The 19,443-nt window shown below is 70.2% G+C and carries 18 protein-coding genes; 10 read left to right on the top strand and 8 right to left on the bottom strand.

Annotation, left to right across the window (positions count from 1 at the left end):
- Nucleotides 1-32: 32 nt before the first annotated feature.
- Nucleotides 33-1,889, bottom strand: coding sequence for a bifunctional UDP-sugar hydrolase/5'-nucleotidase (locus JL475_RS22825; protein WP_202279689.1), 1,857 nt, complete (start codon nucleotides 1,887-1,889; stop codon nucleotides 33-35).
- A gap of 257 nt (nucleotides 1,890-2,146) precedes the next feature.
- Here JL475_RS22825 and mshD point away from each other — a divergent pair, with 257 nt between their 5' ends.
- The 8 genes from mshD (at nucleotide 2,147) to pstB (ending at nucleotide 12,065) form a co-directional block, all read left to right on the top strand.
- Nucleotides 2,147-3,115 (top strand): mycothiol synthase, encoded by a 969-nt coding sequence (gene mshD / locus JL475_RS22820; RefSeq protein ID WP_202279688.1) that lies wholly within the window; start codon nucleotides 2,147-2,149, stop codon nucleotides 3,113-3,115.
- 525 nt (nucleotides 3,116-3,640) lie between these two features.
- Entirely contained in the window at nucleotides 3,641-5,878 is a 2,238-nt protein-coding gene (locus JL475_RS22815) for an RNA degradosome polyphosphate kinase (protein ID WP_202279687.1), read from the top strand.
- Entirely contained in the window at nucleotides 5,859-7,103 is a 1,245-nt protein-coding gene (locus JL475_RS22810) for a CHAD domain-containing protein (RefSeq protein WP_202279686.1), read from the top strand. Before JL475_RS22815 ends, JL475_RS22810 begins: the two co-directional genes overlap by 20 nt.
- Nucleotides 7,104-7,114: 11 nt before the next feature.
- Nucleotides 7,115-7,591 (top strand): NUDIX hydrolase, encoded by a 477-nt coding sequence (locus JL475_RS22805; RefSeq protein ID WP_202279685.1) that lies wholly within the window; start codon nucleotides 7,115-7,117, stop codon nucleotides 7,589-7,591.
- 353 nt (nucleotides 7,592-7,944) lie between these two features.
- The gene (gene pstS / locus JL475_RS22800) at nucleotides 7,945-9,072 is read left to right on the top strand and encodes a phosphate ABC transporter substrate-binding protein PstS (protein ID WP_202279684.1); all 1,128 of its coding nucleotides are present in this window, start codon (nucleotides 7,945-7,947) and stop codon (nucleotides 9,070-9,072) included.
- 107 nt (nucleotides 9,073-9,179) lie between these two features.
- Nucleotides 9,180-10,184, top strand: coding sequence for a phosphate ABC transporter permease subunit PstC (pstC, locus tag JL475_RS22795; RefSeq protein WP_202279683.1), 1,005 nt, complete (start codon nucleotides 9,180-9,182; stop codon nucleotides 10,182-10,184).
- A complete protein-coding gene (gene pstA / locus JL475_RS22790; RefSeq protein ID WP_202279682.1) occupies nucleotides 10,181-11,245 on the top strand; it encodes a phosphate ABC transporter permease PstA in 1,065 nt (354 codons plus the stop codon). The genes pstC and pstA overlap by 4 nt, the downstream gene beginning before the upstream one ends.
- Nucleotides 11,246-11,288: 43 nt before the next feature.
- Complete coding sequence (gene pstB / locus JL475_RS22785; RefSeq protein ID WP_202279681.1) at nucleotides 11,289-12,065, top strand: phosphate ABC transporter ATP-binding protein PstB; 777 nt, start codon at nucleotides 11,289-11,291, stop codon at nucleotides 12,063-12,065.
- A gap of 112 nt (nucleotides 12,066-12,177) precedes the next feature.
- Here pstB and JL475_RS22780 read toward each other — a convergent pair whose 3' ends face one another.
- Both JL475_RS22780 and JL475_RS22775 read right to left on the bottom strand, forming a co-directional pair.
- Nucleotides 12,178-13,179, bottom strand: coding sequence for an inorganic phosphate transporter (locus JL475_RS22780; RefSeq protein ID WP_202279680.1), 1,002 nt, complete (start codon nucleotides 13,177-13,179; stop codon nucleotides 12,178-12,180).
- Nucleotides 13,180-13,187: 8 nt separating this feature from the next.
- Nucleotides 13,188-13,808, bottom strand: coding sequence for a DUF47 domain-containing protein (locus JL475_RS22775; RefSeq protein ID WP_109379201.1), 621 nt, complete (start codon nucleotides 13,806-13,808; stop codon nucleotides 13,188-13,190).
- Nucleotides 13,809-14,050: 242 nt separating this feature from the next.
- Between JL475_RS22775 and JL475_RS22770 the strand changes: the two genes are divergently transcribed.
- On the top strand, nucleotides 14,051-14,473 hold the full coding sequence (locus JL475_RS22770; protein ID WP_202279679.1) for a metal-sensitive transcriptional regulator: 423 nt from the start codon (nucleotides 14,051-14,053) through the stop codon (nucleotides 14,471-14,473).
- Here JL475_RS22770 and JL475_RS22765 read toward each other — a convergent pair.
- The 5 genes from JL475_RS22765 to JL475_RS22745 form a co-directional block, all read right to left on the bottom strand.
- On the bottom strand, nucleotides 14,462-14,677 hold the full coding sequence (locus JL475_RS22765; RefSeq protein ID WP_237407997.1) for a hypothetical protein: 216 nt from the start codon (nucleotides 14,675-14,677) through the stop codon (nucleotides 14,462-14,464). The two genes, JL475_RS22770 and JL475_RS22765, sit on opposite strands and share 12 nt — an antisense overlap.
- Before the next feature lie 81 nt (nucleotides 14,678-14,758).
- Complete coding sequence (locus JL475_RS22760; protein WP_202279678.1) at nucleotides 14,759-15,601, bottom strand: hypothetical protein; 843 nt, start codon at nucleotides 15,599-15,601, stop codon at nucleotides 14,759-14,761.
- A 339-nt stretch (nucleotides 15,602-15,940) separates the two neighbouring features.
- Nucleotides 15,941-16,633 carry a phosphatase PAP2 family protein gene (locus JL475_RS22755; protein WP_202279677.1) on the bottom strand — a complete coding sequence of 231 codons (693 nt, stop codon included), beginning with the start codon at nucleotides 16,631-16,633 and terminating at the stop codon, nucleotides 15,941-15,943.
- Between the two features lie 208 nt (nucleotides 16,634-16,841).
- The gene (locus JL475_RS22750; RefSeq protein ID WP_202279742.1) at nucleotides 16,842-17,852 is read right to left on the bottom strand and encodes a bifunctional lytic transglycosylase/C40 family peptidase; all 1,011 of its coding nucleotides are present in this window, start codon (nucleotides 17,850-17,852) and stop codon (nucleotides 16,842-16,844) included.
- A gap of 118 nt (nucleotides 17,853-17,970) precedes the next feature.
- Nucleotides 17,971-18,378, bottom strand: coding sequence for an ATP-binding protein (locus tag JL475_RS22745; RefSeq protein WP_202279676.1), 408 nt, complete (start codon nucleotides 18,376-18,378; stop codon nucleotides 17,971-17,973).
- A gap of 203 nt (nucleotides 18,379-18,581) precedes the next feature.
- Here JL475_RS22745 and JL475_RS22740 point away from each other — a divergent pair, with 203 nt between their 5' ends.
- Nucleotides 18,582-19,433 carry a helix-turn-helix transcriptional regulator gene (locus JL475_RS22740; protein ID WP_202279675.1) on the top strand — a complete coding sequence of 284 codons (852 nt, stop codon included), beginning with the start codon at nucleotides 18,582-18,584 and terminating at the stop codon, nucleotides 19,431-19,433.
- Nucleotides 19,434-19,443: the final 10 nt, after the last annotated feature.

The raw sequence follows: 19,443 nt of genomic DNA, 5'->3' as shown, positions 1-19,443 counted from the left end.
GTGCCGGGCCCCTCCGAAGGGCCGTCCGCCGACTACTGGACGACCGTGATGCGGTCCGCCGCCGGTGGGGCGAGCGGGGTCGTGGGGGAGGAGTTGGCCGTCAGGTACTGCTCCAGGGCCGTCAGGTCGTCGTCGCCGACCAGGTCGGCCGTGCCCTCGCCGAGGGTCGGGAAGCCGTCGCCGCCGCCCGCGAGGAAGCTGTTCGTGGCGACGCGGTAGGTGGCGGCCGGGTCGATCGCGGAGCCGTTCAGCCTGATGGAGTCCGTGACCACCCGGTCCGCGCCGGTCCTGGTCAGGTCCAGGGTGTAGGTCAGGCCGGCGGAGACCTGGAGGATCTTCGGCGCCGCCTCGTTCGCGCCGCTCACCTGCTCCTTGAGAGCCCGGATCAGCTGCGCGCCGGTGAAGTCCTGGAGGTTGACCGTGTTGGCGAACGGCTGGACGGTGAAGCCCTCGGCGTAGGTGACCACGCCGTCGCCCTCGGCGGCGCTCGCCGCGTGGGTGAGGGGAGCGCGGATGCCACCGGGGTTCATCAGGGCCAGGTCGGTCTCCGGGTCCAGCGCCCGGCCGTACGCCAGTTGGGCGTCGGCGATCAGGTCGCCGAGCGGGGACTCGGTGGTGCCGTCCTTGACGATGTCACCGGAGATGTAACCGATCGGCCGGTTGCCGATGGGGGCGGCGAGGGTGTTCCACTCGTCGATCAGCCGGGTCATGTCCGGCGCCTTCGGGACGTCCCGCGTCACCACGTGGTTCGCCGACTTCACGGCCGTACGGGCGATGTCACCCGTCGCGCGGTCGTACGTCAGCGTCGTGTCCGTGTAGAGGCGGCCGAAGGACGCGGCCGAGGTGACCATGCGGGGCTTGCCCGCCGGGTCCGGGATCGTGCACACGTACGCCGCGTGGGTGTGGCCGGTGACCAGCGCGTCCACCTGGGGCGAGACCTTCTCGGCGATGTCGGCGATCGGGCCGGAGACGCCGTCGCCGGCACCCGGGGAGTCGCAGTCGTAGTTGTAGGAGGACGAGGCGGGGAAGCCGCCCTCGTGCACCAGGGCCACGATCGACTTCACGCCCTGGCGCTGGAGCTCCTTGGCGTACTTGTCGATCGTCTCGACCTCGTCCTTGAAGGACAGGCCCTTCACGCCCTCCGCCGAGACGATGTCGGGGGTGGCCTCCAGCGTCACGCCGATGAAACCGACCTTGACGCCCTTGTGCTTCCACACCCAGTACGGCTTCAGGACGGGCTTGCCCGTCTTCTCGTTCAGGACGTTGGCCGCCAGGTACGGGAAGTCGGCGCCCTTGAACTTCTTGTCCGTGTAGCAGCCCTCGACGGGGTGGCAGCCGCCGTTCTGCAGGCGGCCCAACTCCTCGGCGCCCTCGTCGAACTCGTGGTTGCCGACGGAGGAGACGTCCAGGTCGAGCTTGTTCAGCGCCTCGATCGTGGGCTCGTCGTGGAAGAGGCCGGAGATGAGGGGGGACGCGCCCACCATGTCGCCGGCGGCCGCGGTGACGGAGTGACGGTTGCCCTTACGGGCCTCGCGCAGGTGGGTGGCGAGGTACTCCACACCGCCCGCGTCGATGGTCTTGGTCGTACCGTCCGGGTGCAGTTCGGTGACCCGGCCCGAGGAACCCGTCGGGGGCTCCAGGTTGCCGTGCAGGTCGTTGAAGGACAGCAGCTGCACGTCCTGGTAGCGGCCCGGGTGGCCCTTGTGGTGGCCGTGCCCGTGCGACGTGCCGCCCTTGCTCGCACCCGCGCTCGCCGCCTCCGCGGGCAGGGTGGCCGCGGCCAGCGCGCCGACGGTGAGCACACCGGCGGCGGTCACCAGGAGACGGTTCGTACGGCGTCTGCGGCGCGGACGGTACGTCAAGGACGTGGACGTGGGTGTGGCTGGCATGCGCCCCCCTGCGGGTCTGCGGATCTGCGTGGGTCGGAGTCGGTCGGGGCCTGTCTACGCGGGACCGGGCCGGGCCCGCGTGAGGCGCGCGCCGACCACCCGGCGCAGCCTAGGGTCAACGCGCGTAGCGCACCAGGAGGTTCGTGGTCACATCCTGGTCATCTTTCACGTCCCGGCACCGGTCGCACCGTGCGGCCGGGGCCGCGTCCGATGCCGCCGTCGTCCGTTTTCGGCGCCCGCCGCTTACCCTCGTACGCATGACCAGCGACGACTTCGCACGGCCGGGCCGCACCCGCTCGCTCCAGACGCACACCGCGCTCTCCCCGGAGCAGGTCGAGACGGTTCTCGCCCTGCTCGACGAGGCCGCCCGGACCGACGGACAGCAGGCGGTGTCCGAACAGGGGCGGTTGCAGCTGCGCGGCGGGGAACGGGCGGGCGTGACCCATCTGTTGCTCTACCTCACCCGCGAGGGACGCGAGGGCAGCGAGGGCAGCGAGGGCAAGAACGACGAACTCGTCGGGTACGCCCAGCTGGAGGACACCGACCCGGTCGAGCCGCCGGCCGCCGAGCTGGTCGTGCACCCCTCTCACCGGGGGCAGGGGCACGGGCGGGCGCTCGGGTCCGCGCTGCTCGCCGCCTCCGGCAAGCGGCTGCGGGTGTGGGCGCACGGCGGTCACTCCGCGGCCCGCCACCTCGCCCAGGTCCTCGGGCTCACCCTCTTCCGCGAACTACGGCAGATGCGGCGGCCGTTGGCCGGGCTGGAGCTGCCCGACCCGGTGCTGCCGGAGGGCGTGACCGTGCGGGCCTTCGTCCCCGGGCAGGACGACGCCGCCTGGCTCGCGCTGAACGCCGCCGCCTTCGCCCACCACCCGGAGCAGGGCGCCCTCACCCAGCGCGACCTGGACGACCGCAAGGCCGAGTCCTGGTTCGACCCCGAGGGCTTCTTCCTCGCCGAGCGGGAGGGCGGACTCGTCGGCTTCCACTGGACCAAGGTGCACCGGGCGGAGGGCCTCGGCGAGGTGTACGTCCTCGGCGTGAGCCCGCAGGCCCAGGGCGGCGGCCTCGGCAAGTCCCTGACGACGATCGGCCTGCGGCACCTGGCGGGGCAGGGGCTGCCCACCGCGATGCTGTACGTCGACGCCGACAACAAGGCGGCCGTGGCCGTCTACGAACGGCTGGGCTTCCTCACCCACGAGACGGACCTGATGTACCGGACGGAGACCTGACGGACCCGGCGGGACGAGCAGCGGTGCGGCCGCGTCCGCACAGGGCCGCCGCCGACGCGACGTGGACCAGGCGCGGGGCGTGCCGGACGACGCGCCCCGCTCCGGCCCGCCGTCCCCGCCGAGGGCCCGGATGCCGAGGGTCCGGATGCCGAGGGTCCGGATCCAGCCCCCGGCGCAAGCCCGCCCGCAGCCGGTGCGCACGGCCGGCGGAGGGCCGTGGGGCCGGCCCGGGGCGGGCGAGACCGTCACCCCGGGGCGGGGCACATGATCGACGTGGGGACATACCGCCGGGAATGTACGGTTCGCGCCCCGGACGCGCTCCCCGCGAGCCGCCCCCCGATATCCCGCACGTCATGTCTCCGTAACCACTGATTCAGACAGCCTTGCGACGCTCGGCGAATGAATCCCGCCGCCGCAGAGCCACCGCCGCCCCGGAGGGGCGACGGGGACGTCCCAGGGGCACCACCCATCCCACCCGCGCTTTCCGACGCGCCCGTGAGGCTGCCGGCGCGGAACAATGGATCCATGAGCCAGCCGAACGCCGACGCAAAGGCACAGGTACAGCACGCGCAGCCCTCCGTGGGCTCCATCGCCGCACACCGGCCGCCCACCGTGGCCGGTACGGTCTCCGACCTGGCACCCGACATCGACGCGGATCTCGACGCCTACGAGGAGTCGCAGACGGGCGGCGAACCGCTGCCCCAGGGCCGGTTCCTCGACCGTGAGCGCAGCTGGCTCGCGTTCAACGAGCGGGTTCTCGAACTCGCCGAGGACCCCGCCACCCCGCTGCTCGAGCGGGCCAACTTCCTTGCGATCTTCGCCAGCAACCTGGACGAGTACTTCATGGTCCGGGTGGCCGGCCTGAAGCGCCGCATCGCCACCGGCGTCGCCGTCCGCTCCGCCTCCGGCCTCCAGCCGCGCGAGGTGCTGGAGATGATCTGGGGCCGCTCGCGCGAGCTGATGGCGCGGCACGCCGCCTGCTTCCACGAGGACGTCCTCCCCGCGCTGACGGACGCGGGCATCCACCTGGTCCGCTGGAGCGAGCTGACGGAGAAGGAGCAGGCCCGCCTGTTCACCCTCTTCCGGCACCAGATCTTCCCCGTGCTGACCCCTCTGGCGGTCGACCCGGCGCACCCGTTCCCGTACATATCGGGCCTGTCGCTGAACCTGGCCGTGGTCGTGCGCAACCCGGTCACCGGCCACAAGCACTTCGCCCGGGTCAAGGTGCCGCCGCTGCTGTCCCGCTTCCTGGAGAGCTCCCCGGGCCGCTACGTCCCCGTCGAGGACGTCATCGCCGCCCACCTGGAGGAGCTGTTCCCGGGCATGGAGGTGCTGCAGCACCACGCCTTCCGGCTCACCCGCAACGAGGACCTGGAGGTCGAGGAGGACGACGCGGAGAACCTGCTCCAGGCCCTGGAGAAGGAGCTCATGCGGCGCCGTTTCGGACCGCCGGTGCGCCTCGAGGTGGAGGAGTCCATCGACCGCGACGTCCTGGACCTGCTCGTGCGCGAGCTGAAGATCGGCGAGGCCGAGGTGTACCCGCTGCCGGGACCGCTCGACCTCACCGGTCTCTTCCGGATCCACCGCCTGGACCGACCCGAGCTGAAGTACCGCGCGTTCGTCGCCGGCACCCACCGCGACCTCGCCGAGGTCGAGTCGGCCTCGGCACCCGACATCTTCGCCGCGCTCCGCAGCCGGGACGTGCTCCTGCACCACCCGTACGACTCGTTCTCCACGTCCGTGCAGGCCTTCCTGGAGCAGGCCGCCGCCGACCCGGACGTCCTCGCCATCAAGCAGACCCTGTACCGGACCTCCGGCGACTCGCCGATCGTCGACGCGCTGATCGAGGCCGCCGAGGCCGGCAAGCAGGTCCTCGTCCTGGTCGAGATCAAGGCCCGCTTCGACGAGCACGCCAACATCAACTGGGCGCGCAAGCTGGAGGAGGCCGGCTGCCACGTCGTCTACGGCCTGGTCGGTCTGAAGACCCACTGCAAGCTGTCCCTCGTGGTCCGCCAGGAGGGCGAGACGCTACGGCGTTACTGCCACGTCGGCACCGGCAACTACCACCCCAAGACGGCCCGGCTCTACGAGGACCTCGGCCTGCTCACCGCCGACCCGCAGGTCGGCGCGGACCTCTCCGACCTGTTCAACCGCCTCTCCGGCTACTCCCGCCGCGAGACGTACCGGCGGCTGCTCGTCGCACCCAAGTCCCTGCGCGACGGCCTGATCTCACGGATCGACAAGGAGGCCCAGCACCACCGGGCCGGACGCCCCGCCTACGTCCGCATCAAGGTCAACTCGATGGTGGACGAGGCGGTCATCGACGCCCTCTACCGGGCGTCGCAGGCGGGGGTGCCGGTGGACGTGTGGGTGCGCGGGATCTGCGCGATCCGGCCGGACGTCGAGGGCCTGTCGGAGAACATCCGGGTCCGTTCCGTCCTCGGCCGCTTCCTCGAACACTCCCGTGTCTTCTGCTTCGGCAACGGCGGTGAGCCCGAGGTGTGGTTCGGCAGCGCGGACATGATGCACCGCAACCTCGACCGCCGTATCGAGGCCCTGGTCAGGGTCACCGACCCCGCCCACCGGGCGGCGCTGAACCGGCTGCTGGAGACCGGCATGTCCGACGCCACCTCGTCCTGGCACCTCGGCTCGGACGGAACGTGGACCCGACACGCGGTGGACGCGGACGGCCGGCCCCTGCGGCACGTCCAGGAGATGCTCATTGACGCCCGGAGGCGCCGGCGTGGCACAGCAACACCTTGAACCGACGGATCCCAGCCCCCTGATCAGCCCGGTGCCCGACCCGGTGACCGGCCCGGTGCCCGCGGGGGCCCTCGCCGGTTATCTGCGGGCCCAGGCCACCGAGTTCCTGCGCGCGCTGCGCCTCCACCGGGAGGCGGGGGCGGGCGCGGCGTCCTCGGAGGGTTCCGTCGAGGCGGCGCTCGCGCTGCGCCGCTCGGCCCGCCGGATCAGCGGCAGCCTGCACACCTTCCAGGCGGTCCTGGACCCCGACTGGTCCGAGGCGATGCGCCCGGAACTGGCCTGGGTCTCCGGCACGCTGGCCCTGGAACACGCCTGCTCGGCACGCCTGGAGCGGCTGCTCCTGGCCCTGCACCGGCTGTCGGGCACAGGGTTCCCGGCCCAGACGGACGCCGGGAGCCGAACCGGGACGGCCCGGTCGGCCCCTTCGGCCGCCGTCGCCACCCTCGCCCCCGGGGCGAGCGCGCGTACCGGCACGCGTACGGCGACCGCCTCCGGCCCCGCCGGGACGACGGCCGCCACCGCGGTGTCCGAACGCGGCAAGCTCACCGTGGGTGCCGCGAAGGCCGGTGCCCTGCTGGACCGGCAGCTCACCCTGGCCCGGACCCGGGCGCACTCCACGGCGCTGCAGGCCCTCGGCTCCTCCCGTTTCCACGCGGTCGCCGACAAGGTCGCCGTGCTGGCCAGCGAGGTTCCGCTGATCCCGGCCGCCGGCTCCGCCGACCTGCGCCCGCTGGCCGAGGCCGCGCGGGAGCGGCTCGTCGACGCCGTCGCCGCGCTGCCCCTGGGTACCGCGGGCAGCCCGTACAACGCGGAGGCGCTGATGCACGGGCTGTCGCCGGACCCGGCACCGCATCCGCAGGACGTCCCCTGGCACCAGGTCCGCCTGCTGCTGCGCCTGCACCGGTACGCCCGCGAGGTCCTGTACGCCGCCGAAGGCCCCACGGGCCGCACCGACCGTGCCGGAAACCACGCCGGAAGCACCGGCGACACCGCCCCGGCACCGCCCCCGAACGTCGGCCTCGTCGCCGCGGGCGAAGCCCTGGACCGGCACCGGGACGCCTCCGAGGCGTCGGCGGCCGCGGCGCACGCCGCCCGTACCCCGCGGATCACCCCGGCCACGGCGTACGCGCTCGGCGTGCTCCACGCGGACCAGCGGCACGACGTGGAGGCGGCGCGGTACGCGTTCCAGCACTGCTGGCAGACGGACGTCGTCGGCTCGTTGTAGGGAGGCACCCGGTGAGCCCGTCCGACAGCTCCCGCCGGCCCACGGACCCGTACCCGGGTCCGCGCCCGGCCGCCGTCACCCTCACCGTCCAGGCGGCCGGCTGTGTCCTGTGGCGTCGCTCCCCGGTTGGGGGGACGCTCGAACTGTGTCTCGTGCACCGTCCCAAGTACGACGACTGGTCCTGGCCCAAGGGCAAGCTGAAGCGCGGCGAGGACCCGCTCGCCGGGGCGCTGCGCGAGGTCGCGGAGGAGACGGGCCACTGGGCGGTGCCGGTCGTGGAACTCCCGTCGGCGCACTACGTGGCGAACGGCCGGCCGAAGCGGGTCCGGTACTGGGCCGCCGAGGCCGTTTCCGGCACGTTCACCCCCAACGACGAGGTGGACCGCATCCTCTGGCTCCCCCCGCACATGGCCCGCCGCCGACTCACCGAGCCGAGGGACGCGGACCTGGTGGACGCCCTGCTCGCCACCTTCCGCCCGACTCGCTAGCGCCCGCCCGCCCCTCTGCCACCACCCGCACCACCTCCGGGCAACGCGCGGACAACCCTCCGGTGACGCCCGGACGACGACCCGGCCGCAGCCCCCCGCCGTACGGGACTGCCCCGTTCCGGCCCGGTATCCACCCGTGTCCTTGGCGTAAGCGTTCCGTGACCTCACCACACCGTCCCTAGGGGTTCACCTCTCGTTCATTTACGCCCATCGGCGCCGTCACCTCTTCTGCCTAATTTCGGCCTTACGCGATGCGAACCGCCCGCCGATCGGGCACCAGCGTCGCCCGGACTTCTGACTTCAGACTTCGCACGCCGCCGAATTCAGGACGGCGGCACCTGGAAGGAACTCAAGTGAAGCTTCAGCGCAAGAACCGGCGGGCCCTCGCTCTCGGCGCTCTCGCCGTCTCCGGCGCCCTGGCCCTCACGGCGTGCGGGTCGGACGACACCAGCGGCGGCAGCGCCAGCGGCGACTCCTCCGCCAGCGCGCAGACCGGCAACATCCAGTGCGACGACGCCAAGGGCCAGCTCCAGGCCTCCGGCTCCTCCGCGCAGAAGAACGCGATCGACGCCTGGGTCAAGAACTACACGGCCGCGTGCAAGGACGTGCAGATCAACTACCGTCCTGACGGTTCCGGCGCCGGCATCACCGCCTTCCTCCAGGGCCAGACCGCGTTCGCCGGCTCCGACTCGGCGCTCAAGCCGGAGGAGATCGAGGACTCCAAGGAGATCTGCACCGACGGCCAGGCCATCGACCTGCCGATGGTCGGCGGCCCGATCGCGATCGGTTACAACGTCCCGGGTGTCGACGAGCTCGTCCTGGACGCCGCGACCATCTCGGAGATCTTCGACAGCAAGATCACCAACTGGAACGACAAGAAGATCGCGAAGCTCAACCCCGACGCGAAGCTCCCCGACCTGAAGATCCAGGCGTTCCACCGCTCCGACGAGTCCGGCACCACGGACAACTTCACCAAGTACCTGAAGGCCGCCGCGCCGAAGGCCTGGCCCTACGAGCCGGGCAAGTCGTGGGAGGCCAAGGGCGGCCAGTCCGCTCAGGGCTCCTCCGGTGTGGCGCAGCAGGTGAAGCAGACCGAGGGTGCGATCTCGTACTTCGAGCTCTCCTACGCCAAGGACATCAACACCGTCGACGTGAAGACCGAGGCCGCCGAGCCGGTCAAGGCCACCATCGAGAACGCCACGGCCGCCATCGGCGCCGCCAAGGTCGTCGGCACCGGCAAGGACCTCGCGCTGGAGCTGGACTACACCCCCGAGGCCGAGGGTGCCTACCCGCTCGTCCTGGTGACCTACGAGATCGCCTGCGACAAGGGCAACAAGGCGGACACCCTGCCCGCCACGAAGTCCTTCCTGAACTACATGGCCTCCGAGGACGGTCAGGGCCTGCTGGCGGACGCCGGCTACGCCCCGATGCCCGAGGAGATCATCACCAAGGTTCGCGACACCATCTCGAGCCTGAGCTGACCCCGAGTGCGGTCCGGCTCCCGACCAGGGGCCGGACCGCACCGTCCGGTGCACCGCCGCCATGGGGCCTCGACCAGTGAGAGGCCCCGCAGACCGGAGAACCCCTGATGGACATATCGACACAGCAGACCGCTCCACCCTCCGTCCCCCCGCCGCCCCCGGCGGAGCAGAAGCGCGCCGCCCGCGGCGCCACCCGCCCCGGTGACCGGATCTTCCTCGGGTTCTCCCGAGGGTCCGGCATTCTCGTGTTGGCGATCATGGCCGCGATCGCGGCCTTCCTGACCTACCGCACCGTCCTCGCGCTCAGCGAGAACGAGGCGAACTTCTTCACGTCCTTCGAGTGGAACCCCAGCGGCAACCCGCCGGAGTTCGGCATCGCGGTCCTGGTCTACGGCACCGTCGTGTCGTCGATCATCGCCATGATCATCGCGGTCCCGATCTCGGTGGGCATCGCGCTGTTCATCACGCACTACGCCCCGCGCAAGCTGGGCGGCCCCATCGCGTACGTGATCGACCTGCTCGCCGCCGTGCCGTCCATCGTCTACGGCCTGTGGGGCGCTCTCGTCCTGGTGCCGAACATGGCCGGCCTCTACGGCTGGCTGAACGACTACCTCGGCTGGACCGGCATCTTCGAGTGGAACGGCGGCGCCGCGCGCTCGCTGTTCACCGTCGGCATCCTGCTCGCCCTGATGATCCTGCCGATCATCACCAGCGTCAGCCGTGAGGTCTTCCGGCAGGCGCCGCAGATGCACCAGGAGGCCGCCCTCGCCCTGGGCGCCACCCGCTGGGAAGTGATCCGCATGTCGGTCCTTCCCTTCGGCCGTTCCGGCGTGATCTCCGCCTCGATGCTGGGCCTCGGCCGCGCGCTCGGCGAGACGATGGCCGTGGCCATGGTGCTCTCGCCGTCCTTCGACATCAACGCCAGCCTGCTCGACCCGGGCGGCGGCACGTTCGCCCAGAACATCGCCAGCAAGTTCAACGAGGCCACCGTGACGGGCCGGGACGCGCTGATCGCGTCCGGTCTGGTCCTCTTCGTCATCACCCTGCTGGTCAACGGCGGCGCCCGCCTGATCATCGCCCGCCGCAAGGAGTACTCGGGGGCCAACGCATGAGCCACGCAACCATCACCCCGAAGTCCGCGAGCTCCCTGCGCGGTGCCACGCTCCCCAAGTGGTTCTCCTGGGCGGTCGCCGCGGCCTCCGTCGCGCTGGGCCTGGGCATCAGCAGCCTGGCCGGCCTGCACAGCAGCATCCAGTGGGCGCTGATCGCCTCGGTCCTCTTCGTCCTCGGCTGCTACGCCGTCTCCGCGGCGGTCGAGGGCAAGCGCCAGGCGAAGGACCGCACCGCGACCAGCCTGGTCTGGGTCGCCTTCCTGCTGGCCGTCATCCCGCTGGCCTCCCTCATCTGGGAGACGGTCAAGCGCGGCGTGAAGGTCCTCGACGGCTACTTCCTCAGCCACTCCATGGGCGTCGTCGCCGACAGCGAGCCCGGCGGCGGTATCTACCACGCCATCCTGGGCACCCTGGAGCAGGTCGGCATCGCCACCGCGATCTCCGTGCCGATCGGTGTGCTCACCGCGATCTACCTGGTCGAGTACGGACGCGGCAGGCTCGCCAAGGCCGTCACCTACTTCGTCGACGTCATGACGGGCATCCCGTCGATCGTCGCCGGTCTGTTCATCCTCACCCTGTGGATCGTGATCCTGGACATGGGCTACTCCGGCTTCGCCGGCTCACTGGCCCTGAGCATCCTGATGATCCCGGTGGTCGTCCGCTCCACGGAGGAGATGCTCAAGCTCGTCCCGAACGAGCTGCGCGAGGCGTCCCTGGCGCTCGGCATCCCGAAGTGGCGCACCATCCTGAAGGTCGTCCTGCCCACGTCCATCGGCGGCATCACCACCGGCGTCATGCTGGCCATCGCCCGCATCACCGGTGAGACCGCCCCCGTGCTGCTGCTGGTCTGGGGTACGAGCGTGATCAACGCCAACCCGTTCTCCGACCCGCAGGCGTCACTGCCGATGTACATCTACCTGCAGTACGCCAACAGCGGCGGCTCCGGCGCAGCCTACGACCGTGCCTGGGCGGCGGCCCTGACGCTCATCGCGTTCATCATGATCCTCAACCTCGTGGCCCGCGGCATCGCCCGCTGGAAGGCCCCGAAGACCGGTCGCTGACGCGGCCATCAGCGACACGGACCCGAAAGAAGCAGTGATCCACATGGCCAAGCGCATCGACATCAGCGGCCTCAACGCCTACTACAGCTCCTTCCTCGCCATCGAGGACATCTCGATGACCGTCGAGCCCCGCTCCGTGACGGCCTTCATCGGCCCGTCCGGCTGCGGCAAGTCGACCTTCCTGCGCACCCTCAACCGCATGCACGAGGTCACGCCCGGCGGCAGGGTCGAGGGCAAGGTCATGCTCGACGACGAGAACCTCTACGGCGCCGGCATCGACCCGGTCGCCGTGCGGCGCGAGGTCGGCATGGTCTTCCAGCGCCCCAACCCGTTCCCCACCATGTCGGTCTACGACAACGTGGCTGCCGGTCTGCGCCTGAACGGCAAGTACAAGAAGTCCGAGCTGGACGGCATCGTCGAGAAGTCCCTTCGGGGCGCCAACCTCTGGAACGAGGTCAAGGACCGCCTGAACAAGCCCGGCTCGGGCCTCTCCGGCGGTCAGCAGCAGCGGCTGTGCATCGCCCGCGCGATCGCGGTCGAACCGAAGGTGCTGCTGATGGACGAGCCCTGCTCCGCCCTGGACCCGATCTCCACCCTCGCCATCGAGGACCTGATCGGCCAGCTCAAGGAGCAGTTCACGATCGTCATCGTGACGCACAACATGCAGCAGGCGGCGCGCGTCTCCGACCGCACCGCGTTCTTCAACCTGGCGGCCGTCGGCCAGCCGGGCAAGCTGATCGAGATCGACGACACGGAGCGCATCTTCTCCAACCCGTCGGTCCAGGCCACGGAGGACTACATCTCCGGCCGCTTCGGCTGATCACGGACCCCTCACGGTGCTGCATGGCGGTGCCACCGTGAGGACGCGAAGGGCCCGCCCCCCGATAGCGGGGGCGGGCCCGAGCACTTTCCGGCACTGCACGAGGACCGTGCTACATGAGGATCACCAGGTAGACCAGCCCGTACGAGGCCGCCGCCACCAGTGCCGCCGCGGGCATGGTGATGAACCACCCCAGGACGATGTTCTTGGCGACGCCCCACCGCACCGCGTTGATGCGCTTCGTCGCCCCGACACCCATGATCGCCGACGTGATCACGTGCGTGGTGGAGACCGGCGCCTTGAACAGGTACGCCGTGACGAACATGATCGACGCGCCGGTCGCCTCGGCCGCGAAGCCCTGCGGCGGGTCCAGCTCGATGATCTTCCGGCCCAGCGTCCGCATGATCCGCCAGCCGCCCGCGTACGTACCGGCCGACAGCATCACCGCACAGGCGATCTTCACCCAGATCGGGATGGGGTCGCCGTAGTCCTCGACGTCCGCGATGACCAGGGCCATCACCACGATGCCCATGGTCTTCTGCGCGTCCTGGAGACCGTGCCCGAGCGCCATGGCCGCCGCGGACACCGTCTGCGCGATGCGGAAACCGTGCTTGGCCTTGTGCGGGTTGGTCCGCCGGAAGATCCACATGATCGCGGTCATGACCAGGTAACCGGCGATCAGACCGACCACCGGCGACACGAACATCGGGATGACGACCTTGTCCAGCACCCCGTTCCAGTACACGGTCGTCCCGCCGGCCAGCGCCGCCCCCACCATGCCGCCGAACAGGGCGTGCGAGGAGGAGGAGGGCAGTCCGAAGTACCAGGTGATGAGGTTCCAGGTGATCGCGCCGACGAGCGCGGCGAACAGGATCCCCATGCCCGTCGAGCCCTCGGGAGTCTGGATCAGCCCCTCACTGACCGTCTTGGCGACCCCGGACCCCAGGAAGGCGCCGGCCATGTTCATGACGGCGGCCATCGCGAGGGCCACGCGCGGGGTGAGCGCACGGGTCGAGACCGAGGTGGCGATGGCGTTCGCCGAGTCGTGGAAGCCGTTCGTGTACGTGAAGAAGAGCGCGACCCCGATGGTCACGACCAGAGCGAAGGTGTCCATGAAGGGGCTCAGGACTCCTTGACGGCAATGGTCTCGACCGTGTTCGCCACGTGCTCGAAGGCGTCCGCCGCCTCCTCCAGGACATCCACGATCTGCTTCAGCTTGAGCACCTCGATGGCGTCGTACTTGCCGCTGAAGAGATGGGCCAGCAGTTTCCGGTGGATCTGGTCGGCCTGGTTCTCCAGGCGGTTGACCTCGATCCAGTACTCGGTGAGGTTGTCCATGGTGCGCAGGTTCGGCATGGCCTCGGCCGTGAGCTCGGCGGCCCGCGCCAGCACCTCGATCTGCTGGTCGACGCCCTTGGGCAGTTCCTCGATGTTATAGAGGACGACCAGGTCGACGGCCTCCTCCATGAAGTCCATGATGTCGTCGAGGGACGAGGCGAGGGAGTAGATGTCCTCGCGGTCGAAGGGCGTGATGAACGAGGAGTTCAACTGGTGGAAGATCGCGTGCGTGGCGTCGTCACCCGCGTGTTCCGCGGCCCGCATACGCTCTGCGATCTCGACCCGGGCGGGGCCGTCCGCCCCGAGCAGTTCCATCAGGAGTTTCGAGCCCGTGACGATGTTGTCCGCGGACGCGGCGAACATGTCGTAGAAGCTCGTCTCCCTGGGGGTCAGACGAAAGCGCACGTGGGGTCCTCGGGGTGCATCGGTTTCGGTGAGGCTGGTGCCGGGCGCACCATCCAGCCACGACTGTCGGGCCGCCCACCAGTGTCGCCCATCAGGTGTCGGGCGACGGGCACGGGGCGGTCCCCAAGCCGCAGCACGGCTGATGCCCATGGACATCAGCCACAGTCCCTATACCCAGCAAAGTTCGCTACCATATACCCACCAGGGGTATATCTCGCCCACCACCACGCCAGGAGGACGCGATGACGACCACCGAGACCGGCGCCGGCGCGCCCTCCTCCCCGGACACCACGGACGTGACGGACACCACGGACGCGCCCGGAGCGAGCGAGGTGACCGAGGTGACCGGCCCCACGGCCGTCGTGACCGACCACGACCGGGGCATCCACGGCTACCACCACCAGAAGCAGGAACACGTCAAACGCCTGCGCCGCATCGAGGGCCAGATCCGGGGCCTGCAGCGCATGGTCGACGAGGACGTCTACTGCATCGACATACTCACCCAGGTGTCCGCCTCCACCAAGGCCCTGCAGTCCTTCGCCCTGCAACTGCTGGAGGAACACCTGCGCCACTGCGTCGCCGACGCGGCCCTCAAGGGCGGCGACGAGGTCGACGCCAAGGTGCAGGAAGCGACCCAGGCGATCGCCCGCATGCTACGGACGTGACCTGAGCGAACCGGCCGGACCGGCCCCCGGCTCCGTGCACACCTCGGCCACCTTCAGCACCTTGTCTATGCTCTCCAGGCTGAGCCGCCCCTGGGCGGCGGAGGCGGCGATGATCAGCTCTCCGCACAACTCGATCTCGGCGAGGGCCACATAGTCCCGAACCAACCCACCACCGAGCGGGACCACACCCGTCACCTCATCCATACCGTCATACGGGCAGAGGTCCCCTAGCGTAGGCAGCACCCCGCGCCCCGCGCATGGCACGTAAGGGCTAGTTCCCGCCGGTCATTCCTCGGCGATCCGGCCCGCGTAGATGTCGGCGGGCTCCGGGAGGCGGACGTCGGCGGGGGCGCCGAAGTCGTAGAGGAGGGTGGTGGAGGCGACCGCGACCGGCTCCTCCCGCTCCCCGTTCATGAAGCTGAACCGGTGGCGGACCTTCCGGATGCGTCCCTCGCCGTCCAGGTAGACGTCGAAGGGGACCACGGCGGTGGCGAAGCCGGTCGCCGCCGCGCCCAGCGGCCCCTTGTTCGCCTCGGAGGCGGCGCGCGCGGCCTCGTGCAGGTCCGCCGTGCCCCGGTAGTGCCGCACCTCGGCCCCGGCGAGCTCCGTCCTGCCCACGAAGGTCGCGGACCGCGTCCCGCGCAGCAGCTCGGCCGCGGCGAACGGGTCGGTGACGCCGCCGGTGACGAGGTTCCCGTCGGACAGCGTCCGGGTGTCCACCCGCACCCACTTGTCGGCGGGCACCCCGGCGCCCCGGTTCTTCATGAACAGCGCGCCCGGAGCGAGCAGCTCGGTGATGGGCCGGCGCACCGACGTACCGGACGGGTCCTGCGGCAGCAGCACCTTCAGCCGCCCCAGCCGCTTCCGGTAGTCGTACACACCCTCCCCGCGGATGGTCACCCGGGTGCCGCCGGTGGCCATCTCCATCGAGGTGCGCGCCTTCGAGCTGCCCGCGTCCACCAGCGTGTCCGCGGCCTCCCGCACCACTGTCACCGCCGCCGAGCCGCCGGTAGCGGCCCCGCTGCTGCCGCCGCACCCCGCGAGGCCGCCGAGCAGCAGACAGCCGACAGCTCCGAGGGCGACGACCTCACCACCGGTCCGCCCACGCCGCAGTTCCCGTCCTGCCATGCTCCGCCTACCCCCGCTACGTCCGACACGGGCCGCCTGTCCTCCCGGTTAACGACCGGTGGGGGACCCCGTCACGCAGGCACACCCGGAGCGGTACCTTTGTCGCGTGGAACAGCAGGGAGCCCCGGTAAGCCTCCAGGAACACAGGACAACCACATCCGAGCAGGGGCGCTTCTGCGTCGCCCGCTGCGTCTGCGGCTGGCGCGGCCCCGCGAGGAGAGCCAGAAGCCAGGCCCGTACGGACGCCCAGAAACACTCGGTGGAGTGACCCGGACCGGGGAACCACCCCGGGGCCACTCCACCTCATGACACACGTCACATGTCACACGGGACGACGGGCTACGCCGCCAGGTCGCGCTCCCCCGGCCCGGACCGCCGGGCCTCTCCCGGGGTCACCCGCGCCTCGATCCCGTTCCCTTTGATCAGCCACGCGCCCCGCCGTGACTGCTCGATCGCCCGCATCAGCGGGGTCAGCAGCGCCATGGCGGGCGGCGACAGCAGCAGCGCGACGGCCGTACCGAGCGCGAGCCCGCCCACGACGTCCGTCGGGTAGTGCACGCCCATGTAGACCCGGATGAACCCGCCCAGCACCCCGAACACCAGACCGATGAGTCCGAGCCGCCGGTTGGCCAGGAACAGCCCCACCGCCAACGCCATGCAGAGCGTCGCGTGGTCGCTGACGAACGAGTAGTCGGTCTTGCCGTCGACCAGGACCTCGAGCCCCTCATGGTCGAGGAAGGGCCGGCGCCGCTCCACGAACTCACGTATCGGCACGTTCACCAGGACCGCGACGCCCGCCGCGAGCGGGGCCCACACCAGGGCCGCCACGGTCGGGGCCGCGTCCTCGCCGCCCCGCTTCCTGACGCCCCACCAGCACCACAGCAGCAACCCCAACAAGGCGAACAACAGGCCGAACTCGCCCACGAACTCCATGAGGTGGTCGAACCACGGCGGTGCGGCCTTCGCCAGGCCGTTGATGTCATAGAGCAGGTCGACGTCGGGGTTCGACCCGGAATCTGCGAGTCCAGCCATGGTGCTGAGGCCCCTTCGTCATGTCTTCCGGCGCACCGTGCGTACGCCTCTACCCCACCCCCGTGGTGTAGATCCGCTGGCCTGTTCGGCTACGACAACAGGAACGCACGGCCCCCGCCGATACGTTCCGTCCTCCATCGAATGATCACGCAGACGTTATCGAAGAGAGATGCGTCGTCGCAGCTCAGGACGCTGGTTCACGCATCGCTCAGACCGTCGTGGGGAGTGCTTTCGCGCCATCTTCGGTGACGCGGGTGGCACCAAAGTAGTCAGGCGTGTCGATCGGGTCGAATCGGATCACGGCACCCGGACGCGGAGCGTCGATCATGTACCCCCCGCCGACGTAAATGCCCACATGCCGGATGGCCCGGGAATCGGTGAGGTCGTCCGAGAAGAAGACCAGATCGCCGGGGAGCAGTTCGTCCCGCGCGGGGTGCGGTCCCGCGTTGTACTGGTCGTTCGCCACCCGCGGGAGCGTGATCCCCACGCTCTCGTACGCGGCCTTGGTCAGCCCCGAGCAGTCGAAGCGTCCTCCCTGGTCAGCGGTGCCGTTACCGCCCCAGAGGTAGAGCGTGCCGAGCTTCTTCTGCGCGTAGTCGATGGCTCCGGCGGCCTGTTCGGAGGGGTCGACCCGGCCGACCGGCGCGGCGAAGCTCTTCTCCAGCGAGAGGATGCGCTCGACGTAGTTCTGCGTCTCCTTGTACGGCGGCACGCCCTGGTACTTGATGACCGCGTACGCCCCGGCGTTGTACGAGGCCAGCATGTTTTCGGTCAGATTCCCCGGCACGTCCTTCACATAGCCCGCGAGGGCGCAGTCGTACGTCGCCGCCGAGGGAATCGCGTCGTTCGGGTCCCATACGTCCCGGTCGCCGTCGCCGTCCCCGTCGACACCGTGGGTGGCCCAGGTGCCGGGGATGAACTGGGCGATGCCCTGCGCCGCCGCGTGGCTCTGCGCCTTCGGGTTGAACCCGCTCTCCTGGTACAACTGCGCGGCGAGCAGCGCCGGGTTGATGGCCGGGCAGAGATTGCCCCACTTCTGCACGAGGGCCTGGTACGCGGCCGGCACGGCCCCCTTCGCCAGCGTCTTGGCGGCACCGCCGCCGACCCCGCCCGCGAGGTTCCCGGCAATGACGAAGACGCCGACGGCGAGCAGCATGACGAAGGCGAGCGCGGAACCCACAGCGACGCTTGCCGCGATCCAGGCCTTACGCACCGTCAACCGCCCCTCGTCGCCCCGGAGTCCGCTGCCCACGTCAGCATAGAGGCGCCCGCCCCTCTCCGGGGTGATCACGGGAGGGACGGGAACACATGTGCCGCGTGGGACAGGACGCACGGCGTCAGCCGCACTCCGCCCACAGGACCTTCCCCCCGGTCAACTCCCCCACACTCCACGAGGAAGCACAAGCCCGCACCAGCGGCAGCCCCCGCCCGTTCTCCGCCTCGTCCGGCGGCACGTCGAGCGGCGCCCCGTCGCCGAACCCGGGCGGCACCCGCGGGTCCGTGTCCCACACCCCGATCCGCAGCCGCCCGTCCTCGACGGCGCGCAGCCGCAGGGCATAGGGGCCGGCGGTGTGCACGTGGGCGTTGGCGAGGAGCTCGGCGGCCACCAGCTCGGCGGTGGGCACGAGTTCGGCGAGACCGTGCGTCCCCAGCACGGTCCGCAGGGTGACCCGGGCGATGCGCGGAGCGCGGGGATCGTGCGGGAGTTGAAGGACGTACGACCAGGGCGGGTCTACGGTGGGCATGGAAGTCTCCGATCACCGTGGGAAGCTGGAAGGTTGCGTACGGTTGCTCCCCAGTGGCATGCCGATCCGTCGACCAGTGCACTTCTGGGGTGGAGCGCCACGAAGGAAATTAGCAGTCAGAGACTATTTCCTTTGTCCCAATCGGAGCTATAACTACTCTTTCCACCTGTGTGGGTGACGAGTGGCACGGAGGAGCGACGGGCATGCCCGTGAGAACCAACCCCACGGCCCGGCAGCGCCGCTTCGGTGTCGAGCTGCGCAAACTGCGCGAGCGCGCCGGCCTGACCTCGACGGAGGCCGCGCAACTCCTAGGAACCAAGCAAGCCCAGGTCAGCAACATGGAGTCAGGGCGACAACCAGTCAGCGCCGATCGCGTGCGCACTCTGGCCTGCCAATACGACTGCCCCGACAAGGATCTCGTCGAAGGGCTTGCCGCAATGACCGGTGAGCGCCGACGCGGCTGGTGGGAGGAGTACCGGGACATCCTGCCGTCGGGACTACTGGATCTGGCCGAACTCGAACATCACGGCACCGCCCTGCGCACTGCTCACACCTCCGGCATTCCCGGCCTCTTGCAGACGATGGACCATGCCCGCGAGGTGTTCCTTCAGGTCGTCCCCGACCTGTCACCCCCCGATGTGGAGCACCGGACCTCGTTCCGCATCAAGCGCCAGGCTGTCATCTTCCGCCAGCAGCCGGCCCCCTACCAGGCGATCATTCACGAGGCGGCCCTGCAGATGAGGTTCGGCGGGCGGGATGTGGCCAAGCGGCAGCTCAAACACCTGCTCAAGATGAGCGAGCACCCCAACATCTCGATCCACGTCATCCCCTTCGACGCGGGCGGCTTTCCCGGAGCCGGACAGCCGATCTACTACGTGCACGGCCCCGTACCGGCGCTCGACACCGTCCAGCTCGACCAGTCCCACGGCATCGCCCTGCTGGACGCCGACGCCCAGCTGGAGAAGTACCGCAAGGTCCTCGATCGCCTGCTGGCCCTCAGCCTGATCGAGATCGAGTCCCGAGCCCTCATCCACCGCATCATCCAGTCCATCTGAGAGGCAGTCA

The organism is Streptomyces sp. M2CJ-2, from assembly GCF_016757295.1.
Lineage (GTDB): Bacteria > Actinomycetota > Actinomycetes > Streptomycetales > Streptomycetaceae > Streptomyces.
The sequence above is the reverse complement of the archived record's forward strand: the minus strand, read 5'-3'. Positions and strand labels throughout refer to the sequence as shown.